This window comes from Trujillonella endophytica, assembly GCF_900110555.1.
GTDB classification, from domain to species: Bacteria; Actinomycetota; Actinomycetes; order Mycobacteriales; family Geodermatophilaceae; genus Trujillonella; species Trujillonella endophytica.
Genome location: NZ_FOEE01000001.1, coordinates 203070 through 219631, shown reverse-complemented (window position 1 = coordinate 219631; position 16562 = coordinate 203070). Strand labels below are relative to the sequence as shown.

The window sequence follows — 16562 nt, the reverse complement described above, 5'->3', positions numbered from 1 at the left end:
GCTCCCAGCCTAGGTCGAGGGTCCGACACGCCGGGACGGGTGCGGACCCGTCCGTCCCACGCGCCACACCCGTCCTCCGCCGCCGCGCGCGGAGCGGGAGCGCGGCCGCCGCCCGCCCCGGTCCCGGAGCACGCCGCTACCCTCCGGCGCATGCCCCGAGGTGCCCGTCCGCCGTCGGCCACCGTCTACGGCATCGACCTGGGCACCACCTACAGCTGCCTGGCGCAGGTGTCGGGCACCGGCGGGGCCGAGGTCGTCCCGCTGCTCGACGGCACCCCGACGCTGCCCAGCGTCGTCCTCTTCGTGGGCCCCGACGACTACGTCACCGGCGAGCGCGCCCGGATCCTGGCCCGCGCGCAGCCCGACGACGTCTGCACCCTGGTCAAGCGGCGGATGGGCGAGAGCACCTGGCGGTTCGTCAGCCACGGGCGCTCCTGGTCCGCGCCCGCCGTCAGCAGCCTCGTCCTCAAGGCGCTGGTCAGCGAGACGGCGTTCAGCACCGCCGGCCCGGTGCAGGACGTCGTCATCACCGTGCCGGCATACTTCGGCGACGAGGAGCGGCGGGCCACCCGGCTCGCCGGTGAGTACGCCGGGCTGACCGTCCTCGACGTCATCAACGAGCCCACCGCCGCCGCGCTGGCGTACGGCTTCGCCCGGCTCGACGGCGCCGGCCCCGAGGACCACCTCGAGGAGGTCGCCCTCGTCTACGACCTCGGCGGCGGCACCGTGGACGTCGCGGTCGTGGAGCTCGCCGACCGCCGGCTGGCCGTCGTCGCCACCGACGGCGACCACGAGCTCGGCGGCGCGGACTGGGACGAGAAGCTCGCGGTCCACCTCTCCCGGGCGTTCCTCGCCGCGCACCCCGACGCGGAGGACCCGCTCGACGACAGCGCCGGCGGGCAGGCGCTCGTGCTCGCCGCCGAGCGCGCCAAGCGGGAGCTCAGCGCGCGCGAGCAGGTCGTGGTCCCGGTGGAGCACGACGGCCGCCGCGCCGACGTCCCGGTCACCCGCGCCGAGTTCGAGCACCTGACCGCCGGCCTGCTCGAGCGCACGATGGAGCTCACCCGGGCCGCCGTCGCCGCCGCCCGCGCCCGCGGGGTCGACCGGATCGACCGCGTGCTCCTGGTCGGCGGCTCCACCCGGATGCCGGCGGTGGCCCAGCGGCTGACGGCGGAACTCGGCGTCCCGGCGGAGGTGCACGACCCCGACCTCGCCGTCGCCAAGGGCGCCGCGGTCTACGGCCGCAAGAAGCAGCTCGAGCGGCTGCTCACCGGCGACCTGGCGACCCGCGGGCAGCTGCGCGACGGCACCCCGCTGGAGTACGCCGCCCCGGCCGACGTCGACGCGGCCTGCGCCCGGCTGGGCGACGCCGTCGGGCTGACCGCGGCCCAGGTCCGGCGCACGGTCGAGATCCAGGTCCTCAACACCGTCTCCCGCGGGTTCGGGGTGCTGGCCCTCGACCGCTTCGGCGAGCCGGCCACGGTCTTCCTGGTGCACCGCAACGACCGGCTGCCGATCGCCGTCCGCCGCTCGTTCGGCACCGTGCACGACGACCAGCGGGTGGTCACCATCCGGGTGGTCGAGCAGGGCGGGGGCGCCGAGTCGCCCCGGCCCGAGGACGCCAAGCTGCTCGCCGAGGCCTCGATCGAGGACATCCCGCCCGGCCATCCGGCCGGCACCGAGATCCAGGTGATCCTGCGGATGGGCTTCGACGGCATCCTCGAGCTCACGGCCCTGCACGAGGGCCTCGCCGACCGGCCCCTGACCGTGCGCGTCGAGACCGGGGCGGCGCTGAGCCAGGCCGACGTCGCCCGGGAGCGGGCGCAGGTCGGGCGGGTGCGCCGCCGGGAGTCATGACGGTGCTCCCCCCGTTCGACGGCAACGCCTACCGCAAGCGGGTGCTGGCCTCGGTCGAGGCCCGCGGCGGTCTCGACGACAGCGATCCGTTCGAGGTGTACGACCTCCCCCTGGACGCCGCCGGATCGCTGTCCGACGACGAGGTGGGCGGCCGGATCGACGCCGTCTGGGCCTTCTGGCAGAAGCAGCGCGACCACCCCAAGTACCGCGGGCTGGTCACCGCCCTGCTGGCCTCGCACGACCGGCTGGCCGCCCAGCTGCGCAGCGCCGGGAGCCGGCAGTGGCTGGCCGAGCAGACCCGCGCCGAGCGCGCCCGCCGCGACGCCGCCCGCTACGCCGAGCTCGACGCCGCACTGGCGCGGCTGGTCGAGCGCTTCGGCGGGGTGCCCGCGGACAAGGTCGCCGGGCTGCGCGGCCTGGCCGCGGCCGCCGGCATCGACGACGCCGCCTTCGAGGCGCGGCTGGACGGGCACCGGCTGCTCGGCGCCGTCGACGCACCCGCCGCGCCGCCCGCGGCCGCCGACCCGGCGGTCGTGCTGCGCCAGGTCCGCGACGGGCTCGAGGAGCTCGGCCGCATCGAGGGCGACCGCGTGCCCAGCCTGCACGCGCTGCTCGAGCTCCCGCCGACCGCCGATCGCGACACCGTCCGGCGGCGGCGGGACGCGCTGCTGGTGGTCAACCGGCAGCGCCGGCCCGACCGGCGGCGGGCGCTCGTCGACGACCTGCTCGCCGCCGCCGGCATGCTGCTGGTGGACGGCGACCCGGCGGTGTACCTCGACGCGCTGGCCGCCGACGTCCGCGAGGCGCTGCGGCCGCGGGTCGCCGCCGCGGTGCTGGTCGAGGACCGGCTGACCGCCGACGACGCGGCCGTGCTCGTGCAGGAGGCCCTGGCCGCCGGTCTCGACCCCGCGCGCGCTTCCGCGGTCGTGTCCGAGCTGGCCGCCGCCGCCGGGACGCCGGTCGACCTGGCTCCCCCGCCGGTCGCACCGCGCGGGCCGGGCGGACGGGTCGACTGGCAGGCGGAGCTGACGGCCGCGCGGGCGGCGCTGCGGGCGGGGCGGCCGACCGCTGCAGGCCGGCACGTCGACGCGGCCCTCGCCGCCGCCCGGGAGATGCTCCCGCCCATCCGGGCCCTGGCCGACGAGGTCGCGGCCGCGGCCACCCGGGCCGACGCCACCTGGCGGACGGTGGAGCCGGCCCTGGCCGCCCGCCGGCACGCCGCCGCGGCGACGGCGCTGGAGCACCTGGTGGCCACCGCTGCCGACGTGCGCGGACCGGCCGGCGACTCCGCCGAGGACCTGCTCGCCGCGAGCCGTGCCGCCCTCGCCGAGGCCGACGCCGCCCTCGCCGCCGCTCCCGTCGGGCCGGAGCGGGAACGGGTGCTCCTCGCGGTCCTGGAGGCGGTCGTGGACCACCCCGCGGCCCGGGCGGAGCTCGCCGCCCTCGGCGTCGCCCCGGCCGGCGGCGTGCACGTCGTCCCGGCGCCGGGCGGGGCGCGCGAGGTCCGGTGGACGGCGTCGCGGTCGGTCGGGCCGGTCGAGTACCGGGTGCTGCGCGTGCGCCCGGACGGCCGGCGGGAGGTCGTCGGCATCACCGCCACCTGCGCGCTCGAGGACGGCGGCTACGGCGAGGTCGCCGCCCACGTCGTCGTCGCGTCGCGGCTGGGGATCGCTGCCGCGGAGGCGGTGAGCGGAGCCCGGCCCGCGCCGGCCGCTCCCCCGGCTCCCCGGGCTCCCGTGGCTCCGGTGGCTCCCGTGGCTCCGGTGGTTCCCGTGGTTCCCGCCACCCCGCCGGCCGGCGCGGTGGTCGGGTCGCTGACGGCCGCGCCGCACGGCCGCCGGCTGCGGCTGAGCTACCCCGTGCCGGAGGCCGGCGCCGCCGAGGTGCGCCGGCTCCCGGCCGGGGCGACCCCGCCCGCCGCCGGCTCCCTCGTCGACCCCGACACCCTGGGCACTCTGGTGCCCGCGATGGTCCCGGGGCTGGCGGTCGACGCCCGCCCGTCGGCGCCGGTCACCGAGTACGTCGTCCTCACCCGGGCGGGCACGGCGGCGGTGGCCGGGGCCGGCACGGCCTGGGTGGTGCTGCCCGCGGTGACCGACGTCGTCGCGGACGGCGACCGGCTGCGCTGGACCTGGCCCGAGGGCTGCACCGAGGTGGTCGTCTCGATCCGTCCGGACGCGCCGCCCGAGGGCCCCGACGACCCCGCCGCCTCGCGGCGGAAGGTCACGCGCGGCCGCTACGACATCGACGGTGGGCTGCCGGGGCCCGACGCCGGCCACGTGGCGGTGTTCGCCTGCACGCGCGCGGGCAGCCGGCTCCTCGTGGCGAGCGAGGCCCCGGAGGGTGCGCGGCTCCGCCCGGCCTGACGGGCGGGGCGCGGGACGCGAGCGTGCGGGAGGTCAGCCGACGGGCTGGGAGCGCCGCACGGCCACGGCCGTGGGCAGGTGCGCGGCGACGGCGGAAGCGCCACGGGCGGCCAGCCGGACGGCGCGGCGGATGAGTGCCACGGCCGCGAGCAGGCCGACCGGCACGGCGACGAAGTCGAACGCGTCGGACACCACGTCCTTCGTGACCACGAGCAGGGACAGGCCGAGGAGCGCGACCAGCACGGCAGCGGCCAGGATGCCCGAGCCGGGCTTGGCCTTCCCCTGCCACGGCTGACCGCAGTGCTGCATGTCCGGGTCGCAGTCGGGCGTGAGTGCGCTCATCGCGGCCTCCCTTTCGAGGCACAGGTGTGCCCCGGTGACGTCTGTCACAGGCACCATACGCGCAGCGTGACGTCACTCACAAGTCCGCCGCTCCGTCGGTCTGCGGGGCGAACTGGCTGACCGTGAACTCCGCTCCCTGCGGGTCGCGCAGGCGCGCGGTCCGCGTCCACGCGTTCTCGCCCGCGTCCAGGACGACGGCGCCGAGCCGCTCGGCGGTGGCCGCGGCCTCGTCCCGGTCGGCCACCGCGAAGACGACGTGCCAGTGCGGCGGCTCCGCGGGCAGGGTCGCGGCCAGGCCACCGATCACGTCGGCGAAGCCGGCTGGCGCCTCCGCCTGCCGCTCGTGGATGTCGGGGTCGACCGTCGCCGCGAGGTGGTCGCCGTACCCGGGCACCTGGACCATCGTGCCGGCGCCGCCGGGCAGCTCCGTCGTCCGCCAGCCGAACAGCGGGACGTAGAAGGCCAGCGCAGCCGACGGGTCGGGGGTGTGCAGGTCGGAGAAGTTCCAGGTGCCGGGCGCGTTGGTCCGCTGCGCACCCGGCCGGCGCCGGGCCTGCCAGAGCCGGAAGGGCGCCCCCTGGGGATCGGTGCAGCCCGCCGTCCGGCCGGCGGGGCCGGCGTCCGACGGAGGCGCGGTCACCGAGCCGCCCAGCGCCGCGACCGCCGCGGCCGTGGCGTCGCAGTCGTCCACGGCGACGTAGGTGTTCCAGGTCGCCGTGCCGCCGGCGCCGGGGGCGAGCGCGGCGACGTCCTGCCCCTCCTGCGTGGCGATCACGTAGGACCCGGGCGCGCCGGGAGGCATCGCGTCGGTGAGCGACCAGCCGAACAGCCCGCCGTAGAACCGCGCGGCCGCGGCCGGGTCGGGCTGCTCGGTGTCGATCCAGCAGGTCACGCCGTGCGGGTAGGTCCGTGGCTGCGTCATCACTCCACCTCCGGGTCGCCGGGTGGGTGATGCTGCCGCCGGGGGGTGACAGGACCGGGGCGCGCGCTCAGCTGGCCTTCTTGCGCACCCGCTTCTTCGGGGCGGCGGCCGCCTCGACCGCGGCCGCGTCGAGCATCGGGAGGAGGTAGCGGCCGGTGTGGCTCCCGGGCACCGACGCCACGAACTCCGGCGGCCCCTCGGCCACCACCGTGCCACCGCGGAAGCCGCCCTCGGGGCCCATGTCGATCAGCCAGTCCGCGCTCTTGATCACGTCGAGGTTGTGCTCGATCACGATCACCGAGTTGCCCTTGTCGACCAGCCCCTGCAGCACCAGCAGCAGCTTGCGGATGTCCTCGAAGTGCAGGCCGGTGGTCGGCTCGTCGAGGACGTAGATGCTGCGGCCGTTGCTGCGCTTCTGCAGTTCGCTGGCGAGCTTGACGCGCTGCGCCTCGCCGCCGGACAGGGTGGTGGCCGGCTGGCCGAGCCGCACGTAGCCCAGGCCGACCTCGGTCAGGGTGCGCAGGTAGCGGGCGATCGAGGGGATGGCGGCGAAGAAGTCGGCGGCCTCCTCGATGGGCATGTCGAGGACCTCGGCGACGGTCTTGCCCTTGTAGTGCACCTCGAGGGTCTCCCGGTTGAACCGGGCGCCCTTGCACACCTCGCAGGGCACGTAGACGTCGGGCAGGAAGTTCATCTCGATCTTCAGCGTGCCGTCGCCGGAGCAGGCCTCGCAGCGGCCGCCCTTGACGTTGAAGGAGAAGCGGCCGGGCAGGTACCCGCGCATCTTCGCCTCGGTCGTCTGCGCGAACAGCTTGCGCACCGCGTCCCAGACCCCGGTGTAGGTGGCGGGGTTGGAGCGGGGTGTGCGGCCGATCGGCGACTGGTCGACGTGGACCACCTTGTCCAGGTGCTCCAGACCGGTGATCGTGCGGTGCCGGCCGGGCACCTGGCGCGCGCGGTTGAGCTCGTTGGCCAGCACCGTGTAGAGGATGTCGTTGACCAGGCTGGACTTGCCCGAGCCCGAGACACCGGTGACGCCCACCAGCACGCCGAGCGGGAACGTGACATCGATGCCCTTGAGGTTGTGCTCCCGCGCGCCCTTGACGACCAGCTCGCGGCCGGGCGTGATCTGGCGCCGCACCTCGGGCACGGTGATCTGCTTGCGCCCGGAGAGGTACTGCCCGGTCAGCGACCGCTCGCTGGCCAGCAGGTCGGCGACCGTGCCGCTGACCACAACCTCGCCGCCGTGCTCGCCGGCGCCGGGGCCGATGTCGACCACCCAGTCGGCGACCTTGATCGTGTCCTCGTCGTGCTCGACGACGATCAGGGTGTTGCCCATGTCGCGCAGCCGGATCAGCGTCTCGATCAGCCGGGTGTTGTCCCGCTGGTGCAGGCCGATCGAGGGCTCGTCGAGGACGTACAGGACGCCGACCAGCCCGGAACCGATCTGCGTGGCCAGCCGGATCCGCTGCGCCTCGCCACCGGCCAGCGTCGCCGCCGGCCGGTCCAGCGACAGGTAGTCCAGCCCCACGTCGACGAGGAACGACAGCCGGGCCTGGATCTCCTTGAGCACCCGGTCGGCGATCGCCCGCTCGCGCTCGCCCAGCTCGAGCGCGTTGAGCCACTCCGAGGCCTCGCCGATGGACAGGCCGGTCACCTCGGCGATGGACCGGCTGTTGAGCTTGACGGCGAGGATCTCCGGCTTGAGGCGGGTGCCGTGGCAGACGGGGCAGGGCACGTCGCGCATGTAGCCCTCGTACTTGTCCCGCATGTACTCGCTGTCGGTGTCGTCGTGCCGGCGCTCGAGGAACGGCAGCACGCCCTCGAACGCGGCGTAGTAGCTGCGCTCGCGGCCGTAGCGGTTCTTGTAGCGGACGTGCACCTGGTCCGGGGAGCCGTGCAGGACGGCCTTCTGCACCTTCGCCGGCAGCCGCTCCCACGGGTCGTCCATGGAGAAGCCGAGCTGCTGGGAGAGCCCGGTGAGCAGCCGGGTGAAGTACTCGTTGCTCATCGAGCCGGCCCACGGGGCGATCGCGCCCTGGCCGAGGCTCTTCCCCGGGTCGGGGACGACGAGCTCGGGGTCGACCTCCTTGCGGGTGCCGATGCCGGTGCACTCGGGGCAGGCCCCGAACGGGGAGTTGAACGAGAAGCTGCGCGGCTCGAGGGCCTCGAAGGACAGGCCGTCGTCGACGCAGGCGAGGTGCTCGGAGAACGTCCGCTCGCGGTGCGGGTCGTCCTCGGGGAGGTCGACGAAGTCGAGGACGACGAGGCCCCCGGCCAGGCCCAGCGCGGTCTCCACCGAGTCGGTCAGCCGCCGCTTGGCGCTCTCCTTGACGGTGAGCCGGTCGACGATGACCTCGATGGAGTGCTTCTCCTGCTTCTTGAGCTTCGGCGGCTCGGTCAGCGGGTGCACCACGCCGTCGACCCGCACCCGAGAGAAGCCCTGCGTCTGCAGCGAGCTGAACAGGTCGACGTACTCGCCCTTGCGGGCGCGGACGACGGGGGCGAGCACCTGGAAGCGGGTGCCCTCGGCCATGCCCAGCACCTGGTCGACGATCTGCTGCGGGGTCTGCCGGGAGATCGGCTTGCCGCAGTTGGGGCAGTGCGGCTGGCCGGCCCGGGCGTACAGCAGCCGGAGGTAGTCGTAGACCTCGGTGATGGTGCCCACCGTCGACCGCGGGTTGCGGTTGGTCGACTTCTGGTCGATGGAGACCGCCGGCGACAGCCCCTCGATGAAGTCGACGTCGGGCTTGTCCATCTGCCCGAGGAACTGCCGGGCGTAGGCCGACAGCGACTCGACGTACCGGCGCTGCCCCTCGGCGAAGATCGTGTCGAACGCGAGGCTCGACTTCCCCGAGCCCGACAGGCCGGTGAAGACGATCAGCGCGTCGCGCGGCAGGTCGAGGTCGACGTCCTTGAGGTTGTGCTCGCGGGCGCCGCGGACGACGAGGCGATCCATGGGTGTCCTGTCGGTCGGAGTGCTCGGTCGGTCGGGCCGGGGGCCGGGTCAGCGGGGTCGAGCGGCGCTGGCTCCACGGCTCGCCGCGGCCGGCGACGGGAGGGGGTCGAAGACCGGCGCGTGACGGCGCCACGGCCGCCGGCGTTCCAGGTCTCCGGCCAGCCAGAGTAGTCGTCTCTCGGCGCCGGGGGGGCCGACCAGCTGGACCGCCAGCGGCCACCCCTGGGGCCGCGTGCCGGCGGGGACGACGGCGGCCGGCACCCCGGCGAGGTTCCACGGCGAGGCGAACGGCCCCCACCGCGCGTTGGCCGTCACGTTGGCCAGGAAGCCCCGCTCGTGCCAGGGCCGGGCGGCCGGCGGCGGCCCGGTGACGACGGGGGTCAGCAGGACGTCGATCGGGCCGTCGGCGTCGCCGGCGAAGAAGGCCTCGGTGCGCCGGCGGAACCGCTCGGCCGGGCCGGGCCGGACCAGGCCGAGGCGGCGCACCCAGCGGCCCAGCCGCGCGTGGGTGCGGCTGCGCGGCTCCAGGGCCGACCGGTCGAGCCCGAGGAACGCCGCGTCGTCCTCCGCGCCGGCCAGCCAGCGGACCATCGCGGCGGCCGCGGCGTCGGGCGGGACGACCGGGTCGCGCCGGACGACGGTGTGCCCCGCCTCCGCGAGCAGCGCCGCCGAGGCCGCCACCGCCGTGCGGGCGGCCCGGTCGGCGCGCACGCCGGGCACCGGGGAGCGCAGGCTCACCGCGATCCGCAGCGGCCGGCCCGGCTCGGGCAGGGGCCCGGGCTCCTCCCCCGCCAGGACGGCGAAGGCGAGCGCCTGGTCGGCCACCGTGGTGGTGAGCGCACCGTTGACGGCCATGCCCGACCGGTCGTCGGCGCCGATGCCCCCGGGCAGGACACCGCGGCCGGCCTTCAGGGTGACCAGCCCGCAGGCGGCCGCCGGCAGCCGCAGCGAGCCCATGCCGTCGTTGCCGTGCGCCAGCGGGACCACGCCCGCAGCGACCGCGGCCGCGCTGCCGCCGGAGCTCCCGGCGGGCGAGCGGGCCGTGTCCCACGGGTTGCGGCTGACCGCGCCGGCCGAGTCGGTGGACGCGTAGAGGCACAACTCCGGCACCCGGGTGATCCCGACGACGACGGCGCCGGCCGCCCGCAGCCGTGCGACCACTACGGAGTCCGCCGTCGCCCGGATCGGCCGGCCGGCCGACGACCCGTCGGTGGCCACCTCGCCGGCCACGGCGACGTTGTCCTTGACCGCCACGGGCACCCCGGCCAGCGGCAGGGACGCGCGGTCGGGCGAGGCGTCGACCGCCGCCGCCTCGGCCAGCGCGGCGGCGCGGCGCACCACGCGGAAGGCGCCGATCCGGGGCTCCACCGCCTCCAGGTGGGCCAGGTGGGCACGCACGACCTCGACCGCGGACACCTCACCGGCCCGCACCCGGGCCGCGAGCTCGGTGGCGGGGAGCCCGACCAGCCCGCTCCCGCTCTCGTCGCCGGGAGACGGGGGCAGACCTCCGCTAGCGTCCATGACCAGGACCGTAGCCGCGGTCGCCGACAGTTTCCGGAGGGAGTCGAGGATGAGCGCGGACACCTACACCGGCGAGGCCACGGTCGGGGGCCCGGCCGCCGTCCGGGAGCTGCCGGGCCTGGTCGTGAGCAAGCTCGCCGTCGGCGAGATGGACAACAACGCCTACCTGCTGCGGGACGTCGACAGCAACGAGGCGCTGCTGATCGACGCGGCCACCGACGCCGAGGCGCTGCTGCGGATGATCGGCGACGCAGACCTGCGGACCGTCGTCACCTCGCACGGGCACTGGGACCACCACCGCGCGCTGCCCGACGTCGTGGCCGCCACCGGCGCCGTGACCGTCGCCCACCCCGCCGACGCCGCCGACCTGCCGGTGCCGGTCGAGCGCACGGTCCAGCACGGGGACACCGTCCGCGTCGGCCGGCACTCCCTCGAGGTGATCCACCTCCGCGGGCACACCCCCGGCAGCATCGCCCTGCTGTGGCGCGGCCCCGGGGACACCGGCCCGCACCTGTTCACGGGCGACTGCCTCTTCCCCGGCGGCGTGGGCAACACGCAGAAGGACCCGCAGCGGTTCACCAGCCTGCTGGACGACGTCGAGCAGCGGGTCTTCGCGCCGCTGCCCGACGAGACATGGGTCTACCCGGGGCACGGCAAGGACACCACGCTGGGCACCGAGCGCCCGCACCTCTCCGAGTGGCGCAGCCGGGGCTGGTGACCGGACCGCGCCGGCCCGCGATCGGGGCGCGGCGAGGAGGTCCCCCGCCGACCCGCCGCCCCTACGGTGCGGAGCATGTCCGGGCTGACGTCGGTGCCGATCGCCTCGATCCCCCTCCAGCGCTTCGAGTCGGTCCTGGACCGGCAGACCTACGGCGCGGTGCTGGAGCACGCCCGGTGGGCGCGCGAGCTGTTCGCCGGCCGGGCCCTGTGGAACGTCAACTCGACCGCCCGCGGCGGCGGGGTCGCCGAGATGGTGCAGTCCCTGCTCGCCTACGCCCGCGGCCAGGGCGTCGACGCACGCTGGGAGGTCATCGCGGGCGACCCGGCGTTCTTCGTCGTCACCAAGCGGCTGCACAACCACCTGCACGGCAACGCGGGTGACGGCGGGCGCCTCGACGGCGCGGCGCGCGAGGTGTACGAGGAGACGACGCGGGCCAACGCGGAGGCCCTCGCCGAGCGGATGGCGTCCGACGACGCCGTCCTGCTGCACGACCCGCAGACGGCGGGCATGATCCCGGTCCTCAAGCAGCTCGGGGTGCCCGTGGTGTGGCGGTGCCACGTGGGCCTCGACCGGCCGCACGAGCTCACGGCGGGCGCGTGGGACTTCCTGCGCGGCTACGTCCGGCAGGCCGACGCGTACGTCTTCTCTCGCCCGCAGTACGTCTGGGACGAGCTCGACCGCGACCGGACGGTGCTCATCCCGCCCTCGATCGACGCGTTCTCGGCGAAGAACCAGGACCTCGCCGAGGACACCGTGCACGCCATCCTCGACGTGGCGGGGCTGCAGGAGGACGGGGCCGCCCGCACCGAGGCCTCCTTCACGCGCATCGACGGATCACCGGGGCGCGTCGAGCGCCGGGCCGAGATCGACGAGGGGCGCCCCCTGCGGTCCACCGACCCCGTCGTGCTCCAGGTGTCGCGGTGGGACCGCCTCAAGGACCCGCTGGGCGTGCTCACCGGCTTCGTGCGGCACGTCCTCCCGCACACCGACGCCCATCTGGTCTACGCCGGGCCGTCCGTGGAGGCGGTCGCCGACGACCCGGAGGGCCGGCAGGTGCTCGACGAGGCCCGCGAGCTCTTCGCCGGGCTGCCCGCGGCCGCCCGGGAGCGGGTGCACCTCGTGTCGCTGCCCATGACGGACCTGGAGGAGAACGCCGCGATGGTGAACGCCCTGCAGCGGCGCGCCGACGTCGTCGTCCAGAAGTCGATCGCCGAGGGGTTCGGGCTCACCGTCGCCGAGGCCATGTGGAAGTCCCGCCCCGTGGTGGCCAGCCGGATCGGCGGTATCCAGGACCAGATCGAGCACCCCCGCTCCGGCCTGCTGGTCGACGACCCGGCCGACCTCGCCGCGTACGGCCGGGCCGTCACGGACCTGGTGCGCGACGCCCCCCGGGCGGTGGGCATCGGCGGCGAGGCCAGGCGACGGGTGGCCGATCAGTACCTGGGGACCCGGTCGCTGGTGCAGTACACCGAGCTGTTCGCGCGCCTGCTCCCGGGCCGGTGAGCCGAGCGGCCGGCGCGGGGCTGCCGCCGGCCGTGGCTACTGCTGCTGGGCGCGGGCGATCAGCCGCTGACCGAGCGACCCGGCCTGGCTGTTGGTGAGCAGCTGCGTCTGCGCCTCGACCAGCCGGAGCACCGCCGGGTCCTCCCGGGCGATCTCCGACGACTGCAGCAGCACGGTGCCCTGGCCGGTGAAGTCGTACTGCCGCTCCTCCCCCGACGCCCGGCCGAAGGCCCCCTGCAGCGCCCCGGCGATGCTGGCCGCCATCCACGCGGCGTCGTGGTGCACCGACGGCGACGGGCAGTCGGCCCAGCCCAGCAGCGCCTCGGGGTCGGCCCGGAACGGCGGCTCGACGAAGATCACCGGCCCGTTGGACGACGCGATGAACCGGCCGGTGCCCAGCAGCGTGACGAAGCCCGGCACGATCGACTGCTTGAGCTCCAGGCCGGTCTCGAAGGCCAGCAGGTTCCCCGCCTTGATCGTCAGGTTGCCCGCGTCGAGGTCGTAGGAGTTCAGGTCGTAGCCGCGGTCGCCGATCAGCAGCCTCCCGTGGCCCTCGGCGATCACCCAGTCCTGCACGTATATGGGGCTGGAGAAGCGGGCCGCGACCCACGCCTGCATCGACGCGTAGGCGGTCACGGCCTCGAAGCGGACGTCGCCGTAGTAGGCGAGCATCGCGCCCTTGCTCATGAACCACGGGGAGTTCAGCGCGATGCTGAAGACGTAGGGGTTGACGTTGTCGTCCACCGGGAGGGTGGCCGCCGTCCAGGTGGTCGCGGGCATGGTCACGTCGGTCCTCAGAACTTCTTCTCGCTGGCCTGCACGTACACGGTCCCGTGCCCGCTGATCTTGAGCTGGATCGCCTCCCCGGAGCCCCGGCCGACGGCGTCGCGGAAGCCGACCTTCGCGGCCAGGTCGACCGAGAGCTGGCCGACGTGACCGACGTAGGCCTGCGGATCGACGCCGATCGTGCCGCCGGAGACCTGGAGGGGGAACGCCCCGCCGTGGGAGAGGACGGCGACCGCGCCGCGACCGTGCACGTTGGTGGTGAACAACCCCTGCCCGGTGAACGCCCCGCGGACCGCCGAGCGGACGCCGCCCGAGCCGAGGAACTGCACGCTCGTCTGCAGGTGGGCGTCGTGGACGAGCAGCCGGTCGGCCTCGCACACCAGCGGCGCGGTGCCGTCCAACTCCAGGACGGTCGCGTAGAGGCCGCGATAGCCGTACAGGACCTCGCCGGCGCCCTCGGTCGCCATCATCGGGTTGGACTCCCCCGACATCGCGGCGCCGACGAACCCGCCCACGCCCTGGCCCTGGCCGTGCACCGGCCGGAACGTGACCTGGCCGCTGTAGCCGAGCATCGAGCCGCGCCTCGCGAGCACCGGCGCCTGCGGGGCGACCCGGGCCCGGACGACCTTGCCGTTCACCGCCTCGAGGGGCATCGGTCAGCGCTCCGCGGACTGGACGAGGACGAGACCGTGGCCGATGAAGCGCAGCGAGAACGGCTCACCGGTGCCCTCGCCGACCACCGACTTCCAGGAGACGCCGGAGACCAGCGACATCTGCAGCGCCCCCCGCGAGCCGACGTAGGCGTCCGGATCGACCACCAGGTCGCTGCCCGGGCTCACCTCGAGCGCCATCACCGGCCCGTCGGACACGAGCGCGATCTGGCCGTGCCCGGACACCGTCGTCGTCGCGAGCCCCTGCCCGCTGGTCACGCCGCGCAGCCCGCTGAACATGACGTCGAGCCGCAACCCGTCGGTGTGCGCCAGGATGTGGTCGCTCTCGGCGGTGAGGGTGTCCCCCGCCAGGTCGACCACCATCACGTCGAGGGCGTCCTTGGCCAGGTACACCCGGCCGGATCCGGCACAGTCCATCAGCGAGATGCTCTCCCCCGCGACGGCGCGCTTGAGCGCCGCGCGCATCCCGCCGCCGCCGCCCATGCCGGAGTGCTTGAACTCGACGTCGCCCTCCACGGCGACCATCGACCCGCTCGCCGCGCGGATGCGCTCACCCGCGAGCTCGACCCGCAACGTCCGCTTGTCCGCGATGAGCCGGGCCACGGCGGGTCAACCTAACGGGCGGTCGCGGAGGCCGCCAACACCGCCCCCCGTCACTCGGTCTCCTCGTCGAACATCGCCACCAGCTCGTCGGCGGTGCAGGCCACGTGCAGCGGCACGACGGACACCAGCAGGTCCGGCCGGCGCTGGTCGACGCCCACCGCCAGGTCCCACGCCGCGCGGGCCGTCAGCGGGCCGAAGCAGGCGTCGTCGCCGTCCTCCTCCACGGCCACCTCGACCAACCAGGTGTCGGAGAGGTCGGCGGCCAGCTCCGCGAAGTCGGGCTCGGTGCCGTCGTCGGGCTCGGGAGCGTCGGCCTGGACGGGATAGATGAGGGCCATGCCCGAACGCTAGTGGCCGGGGTCGCCCGGCGCCCTCCCGGTCAGGTCGATGGCAGCCGGCGCTCCCACCACCGCAGCAGGTGCTCCAGCCGGGCGATGCGCGACCGCGGGCGACCCGAGCGCGGCAGCTCGTGCCCCTCGCCGGGGAACAGCAGCAGCTCCGCCGGCACGCCCCGGCGCACCAGCGCGGCGTGCAGCTGCCGGCCCTGGTCGACGGGGCAGCGGAGGTCCTCCTCCCCGTGCACGACGAGGGTGGGGGTGCGCACGGCGTCGGCGTGCGCCAGCGGGCTGCGCTCGGTCCAGCGCGCGCGGTCGGGCCCGAACGCCAGCTCCGGCTCGTACCAGCCGACGTCCGACGTCCCGGCGAAGCTGTGCGGCTCGGTCAGCGCGCGCTCGACGACGGCGGCGGCGAACCGGTCGGTCCGCGTGATCAGCAGCGCGGCCAGGTAGCCGCCGTAGGAGCCGCCCGCGATCCCCACCCGGTCGGCGTCCAGCCCCAGCTCCGGATCGGCGAGGGCGGCGTCGAGGAAGGCCAGGACGTCGTCGGCGTCGACGGTCCCCCACGCCCCGGCGAGCGCGCGCGCGTGCTCCTCGCCGTAGCCGGCCGAGCCCCGCGGATTGCACTGCAGCACCGCGTAGCCGGCGGTGACGGCGACCTGCACCTCGTCGAGCAGGGTCCAGCCGTGCTGGTCGAACGGCCCGCCGTGCACGAGCAGCAGCACCGGGTGCGGGCCGGGACGGTCGGGCAGGGTGACCCAGCCGTGCACCGGGGTGCCGTCGGGCGCGGCGGCGGTCCGCTCGCGCATGCGGTGCACCCGCCCGGTCGCGGCGAGGGCCCGGCCGAAGGCGGTCAGCAGCCGCCTCCTGCCCGGGGTGATGGCGATCAGCTCCCCCGCCGACGCGTCGTGCCCGACGGAGGCGACGACGACCCCGCCGCCGGCGCCCACCGCCCGCACGGTGAACGGGCCGTCGACCAGCACCTCCGGGGGCCCGCCCGCGAGCGGCACCCGTAGCAGTTCCACCGCACCGCGCCGCTGGACGCCGACGAGGACGCCGCGGTCGGTGACGACGGGTCGGGGCGTCCGGTCGCCGGTCCCGGCCGCGTCCAGCAGCAGCTCGAGCTCGCCGCCGCCGGCCGGCACCCGGCACAGGGCCCGCGCCCGGCCCGGCACGTCCACCCCGTCGGGGCCGAGGTCGGGCACGGCCGTGACGTAGATGGCCGCCCCGTCCGGCGACCAGGCCGGGCGGCTGCACAGCGCGCCGGTGGTGGTCACCCGGCGCAGCCCGGAGCCGTCGGGGCGGACGGCGAAGACGTCGGTGCGCAGGTCCCGCTCGGCGGTGGCGTGCCGGGCGGAGACGAACGCGAGCTCGCCGCCGTCGGGGCGCCAGCAGACGTCGGTGCAGTCGGCGTCCCCGCGGGTGACGACGGCCGGCTCGGGCACCTGGGCGGCGTCGTCGGCGAGGTCGTCGGGCAGGTCGAGCACGTGCACCTGGCTGCGCCGGCCGGTGACGAAGCCGACGCCGTCCAGCCGGGAGCGCAGGCCGGTCACCAGCCGCGGGGCGCCGGGGTCGGGCGCGTGGCCGGTGCGCGCGGTCCAGGCCAGCCGGCGCGAGTCCGGGGACCACACCGGGGCACCGGCGCCCCCGGGGGCGTCGGTGAGCCGGCGCGCGGCGCCGCCCGCCGTGGGCAGCACGTGGACCTGCGGCGGCCCGTCGTCGGAGGCGCCGAGGTATGCCAGCCAGCGCCCGTCCGGGGAGAACGCGGGATCGGTGTCGCGGCCCCCGGACGTGAGCGGGCGGGCCGGCGCGGAGGCGTCGGTGGGCACCGCCCACAGCTGGCTGCGGTACCGGTCGGTCGCGGGGTCCGGGCGGGTGACGGCGACGACCGCGGTGCGCCCGTCCGGCGCGACCGCCGGGGTGCCCGGCGTGCGCAGGAGGGAGAGGTGGTCCGGGCGCACGAGCGCCGACGCTAC

General features: G+C 75.8%; 13 protein-coding genes. 4 read left to right on the top strand and 9 right to left on the bottom strand.

Annotated elements, in window-relative coordinates:
* Window positions 1–150 precede the first annotated feature (150 nt).
* Both BMY88_RS01085 and BMY88_RS23635 read left to right on the top strand, forming a co-directional pair.
* Complete coding sequence (locus BMY88_RS01085) at window positions 151–1857, top strand: Hsp70 family protein (protein ID WP_091939251.1); 1707 nt, start codon at window positions 151–153, stop codon at window positions 1855–1857.
* On the top strand, window positions 1854–4223 hold the full coding sequence (locus BMY88_RS23635; RefSeq protein WP_170860906.1) for a hypothetical protein: 2370 nt from the start codon (window positions 1854–1856) through the stop codon (window positions 4221–4223). The genes BMY88_RS01085 and BMY88_RS23635 overlap by 4 nt, the downstream gene beginning before the upstream one ends.
* Before the next feature lie 33 nt (window positions 4224–4256).
* Here the strand turns inward: BMY88_RS23635 and BMY88_RS01075 are convergent, their stop codons facing one another.
* The 4 genes from BMY88_RS01075 to BMY88_RS01060 all read right to left on the bottom strand — a co-directional run bounded on the left by BMY88_RS01075 (window position 4257) and on the right by BMY88_RS01060 (window position 9967).
* A complete protein-coding gene (locus tag BMY88_RS01075; RefSeq protein ID WP_091939248.1) occupies window positions 4257–4565 on the bottom strand; it encodes a hypothetical protein in 309 nt (102 codons plus the stop codon).
* A 76-nt stretch (window positions 4566–4641) separates the two neighbouring features.
* Entirely contained in the window at window positions 4642–5487 is an 846-nt protein-coding gene (locus BMY88_RS01070; RefSeq protein WP_091939246.1) for a VOC family protein, read from the bottom strand.
* A gap of 67 nt (window positions 5488–5554) precedes the next feature.
* Complete coding sequence (gene uvrA / locus BMY88_RS01065) at window positions 5555–8446, bottom strand: excinuclease ABC subunit UvrA (RefSeq protein ID WP_091939244.1); 2892 nt, start codon at window positions 8444–8446, stop codon at window positions 5555–5557.
* A 48-nt stretch (window positions 8447–8494) separates the two neighbouring features.
* Window positions 8495–9967 carry an amidase gene (locus tag BMY88_RS01060; RefSeq protein WP_091939242.1) on the bottom strand — a complete coding sequence of 491 codons (1473 nt, stop codon included), beginning with the start codon at window positions 9965–9967 and terminating at the stop codon, window positions 8495–8497.
* A gap of 49 nt (window positions 9968–10016) precedes the next feature.
* On the opposite strand from BMY88_RS01060, the gene BMY88_RS01055 reads away from it, so the two are divergent.
* Complete coding sequence (locus BMY88_RS01055; protein ID WP_091939240.1) at window positions 10017–10685, top strand: MBL fold metallo-hydrolase; 669 nt, start codon at window positions 10017–10019, stop codon at window positions 10683–10685.
* Window positions 10686–10760: 75 nt separating this feature from the next.
* Entirely contained in the window at window positions 10761–12191 is a 1431-nt protein-coding gene (locus BMY88_RS01050) for a glycosyltransferase (protein ID WP_139220370.1), read from the top strand.
* Between the two features lie 36 nt (window positions 12192–12227).
* Here BMY88_RS01050 and BMY88_RS01045 read toward each other — a convergent pair whose 3' ends face one another.
* The 5 genes from BMY88_RS01045 to BMY88_RS01025 are packed head-to-tail and all read right to left on the bottom strand — an operon-like array spanning window position 12228 to window position 16547.
* Window positions 12228–12971 (bottom strand): AIM24 family protein, encoded by a 744-nt coding sequence (locus BMY88_RS01045; RefSeq protein ID WP_091939922.1) that lies wholly within the window; start codon window positions 12969–12971, stop codon window positions 12228–12230.
* A 14-nt stretch (window positions 12972–12985) separates the two neighbouring features.
* Window positions 12986–13630 carry an AIM24 family protein gene (locus tag BMY88_RS01040; protein ID WP_091939237.1) on the bottom strand — a complete coding sequence of 215 codons (645 nt, stop codon included), beginning with the start codon at window positions 13628–13630 and terminating at the stop codon, window positions 12986–12988.
* Window positions 13631–13633: 3 nt separating this feature from the next.
* Window positions 13634–14251: an AIM24 family protein gene (locus BMY88_RS01035; RefSeq protein WP_091939235.1), complete on the bottom strand. Its 618-nt coding sequence runs from the start codon at window positions 14249–14251 to the stop codon at window positions 13634–13636.
* A gap of 50 nt (window positions 14252–14301) precedes the next feature.
* On the bottom strand, window positions 14302–14589 hold the full coding sequence (locus BMY88_RS01030) for a hypothetical protein (protein WP_091939233.1): 288 nt from the start codon (window positions 14587–14589) through the stop codon (window positions 14302–14304).
* A 41-nt stretch (window positions 14590–14630) separates the two neighbouring features.
* Entirely contained in the window at window positions 14631–16547 is a 1917-nt protein-coding gene (locus BMY88_RS01025) for a S9 family peptidase (RefSeq protein ID WP_091939232.1), read from the bottom strand.
* Between the last annotated feature and the right edge of the window lie 15 nt (window positions 16548–16562).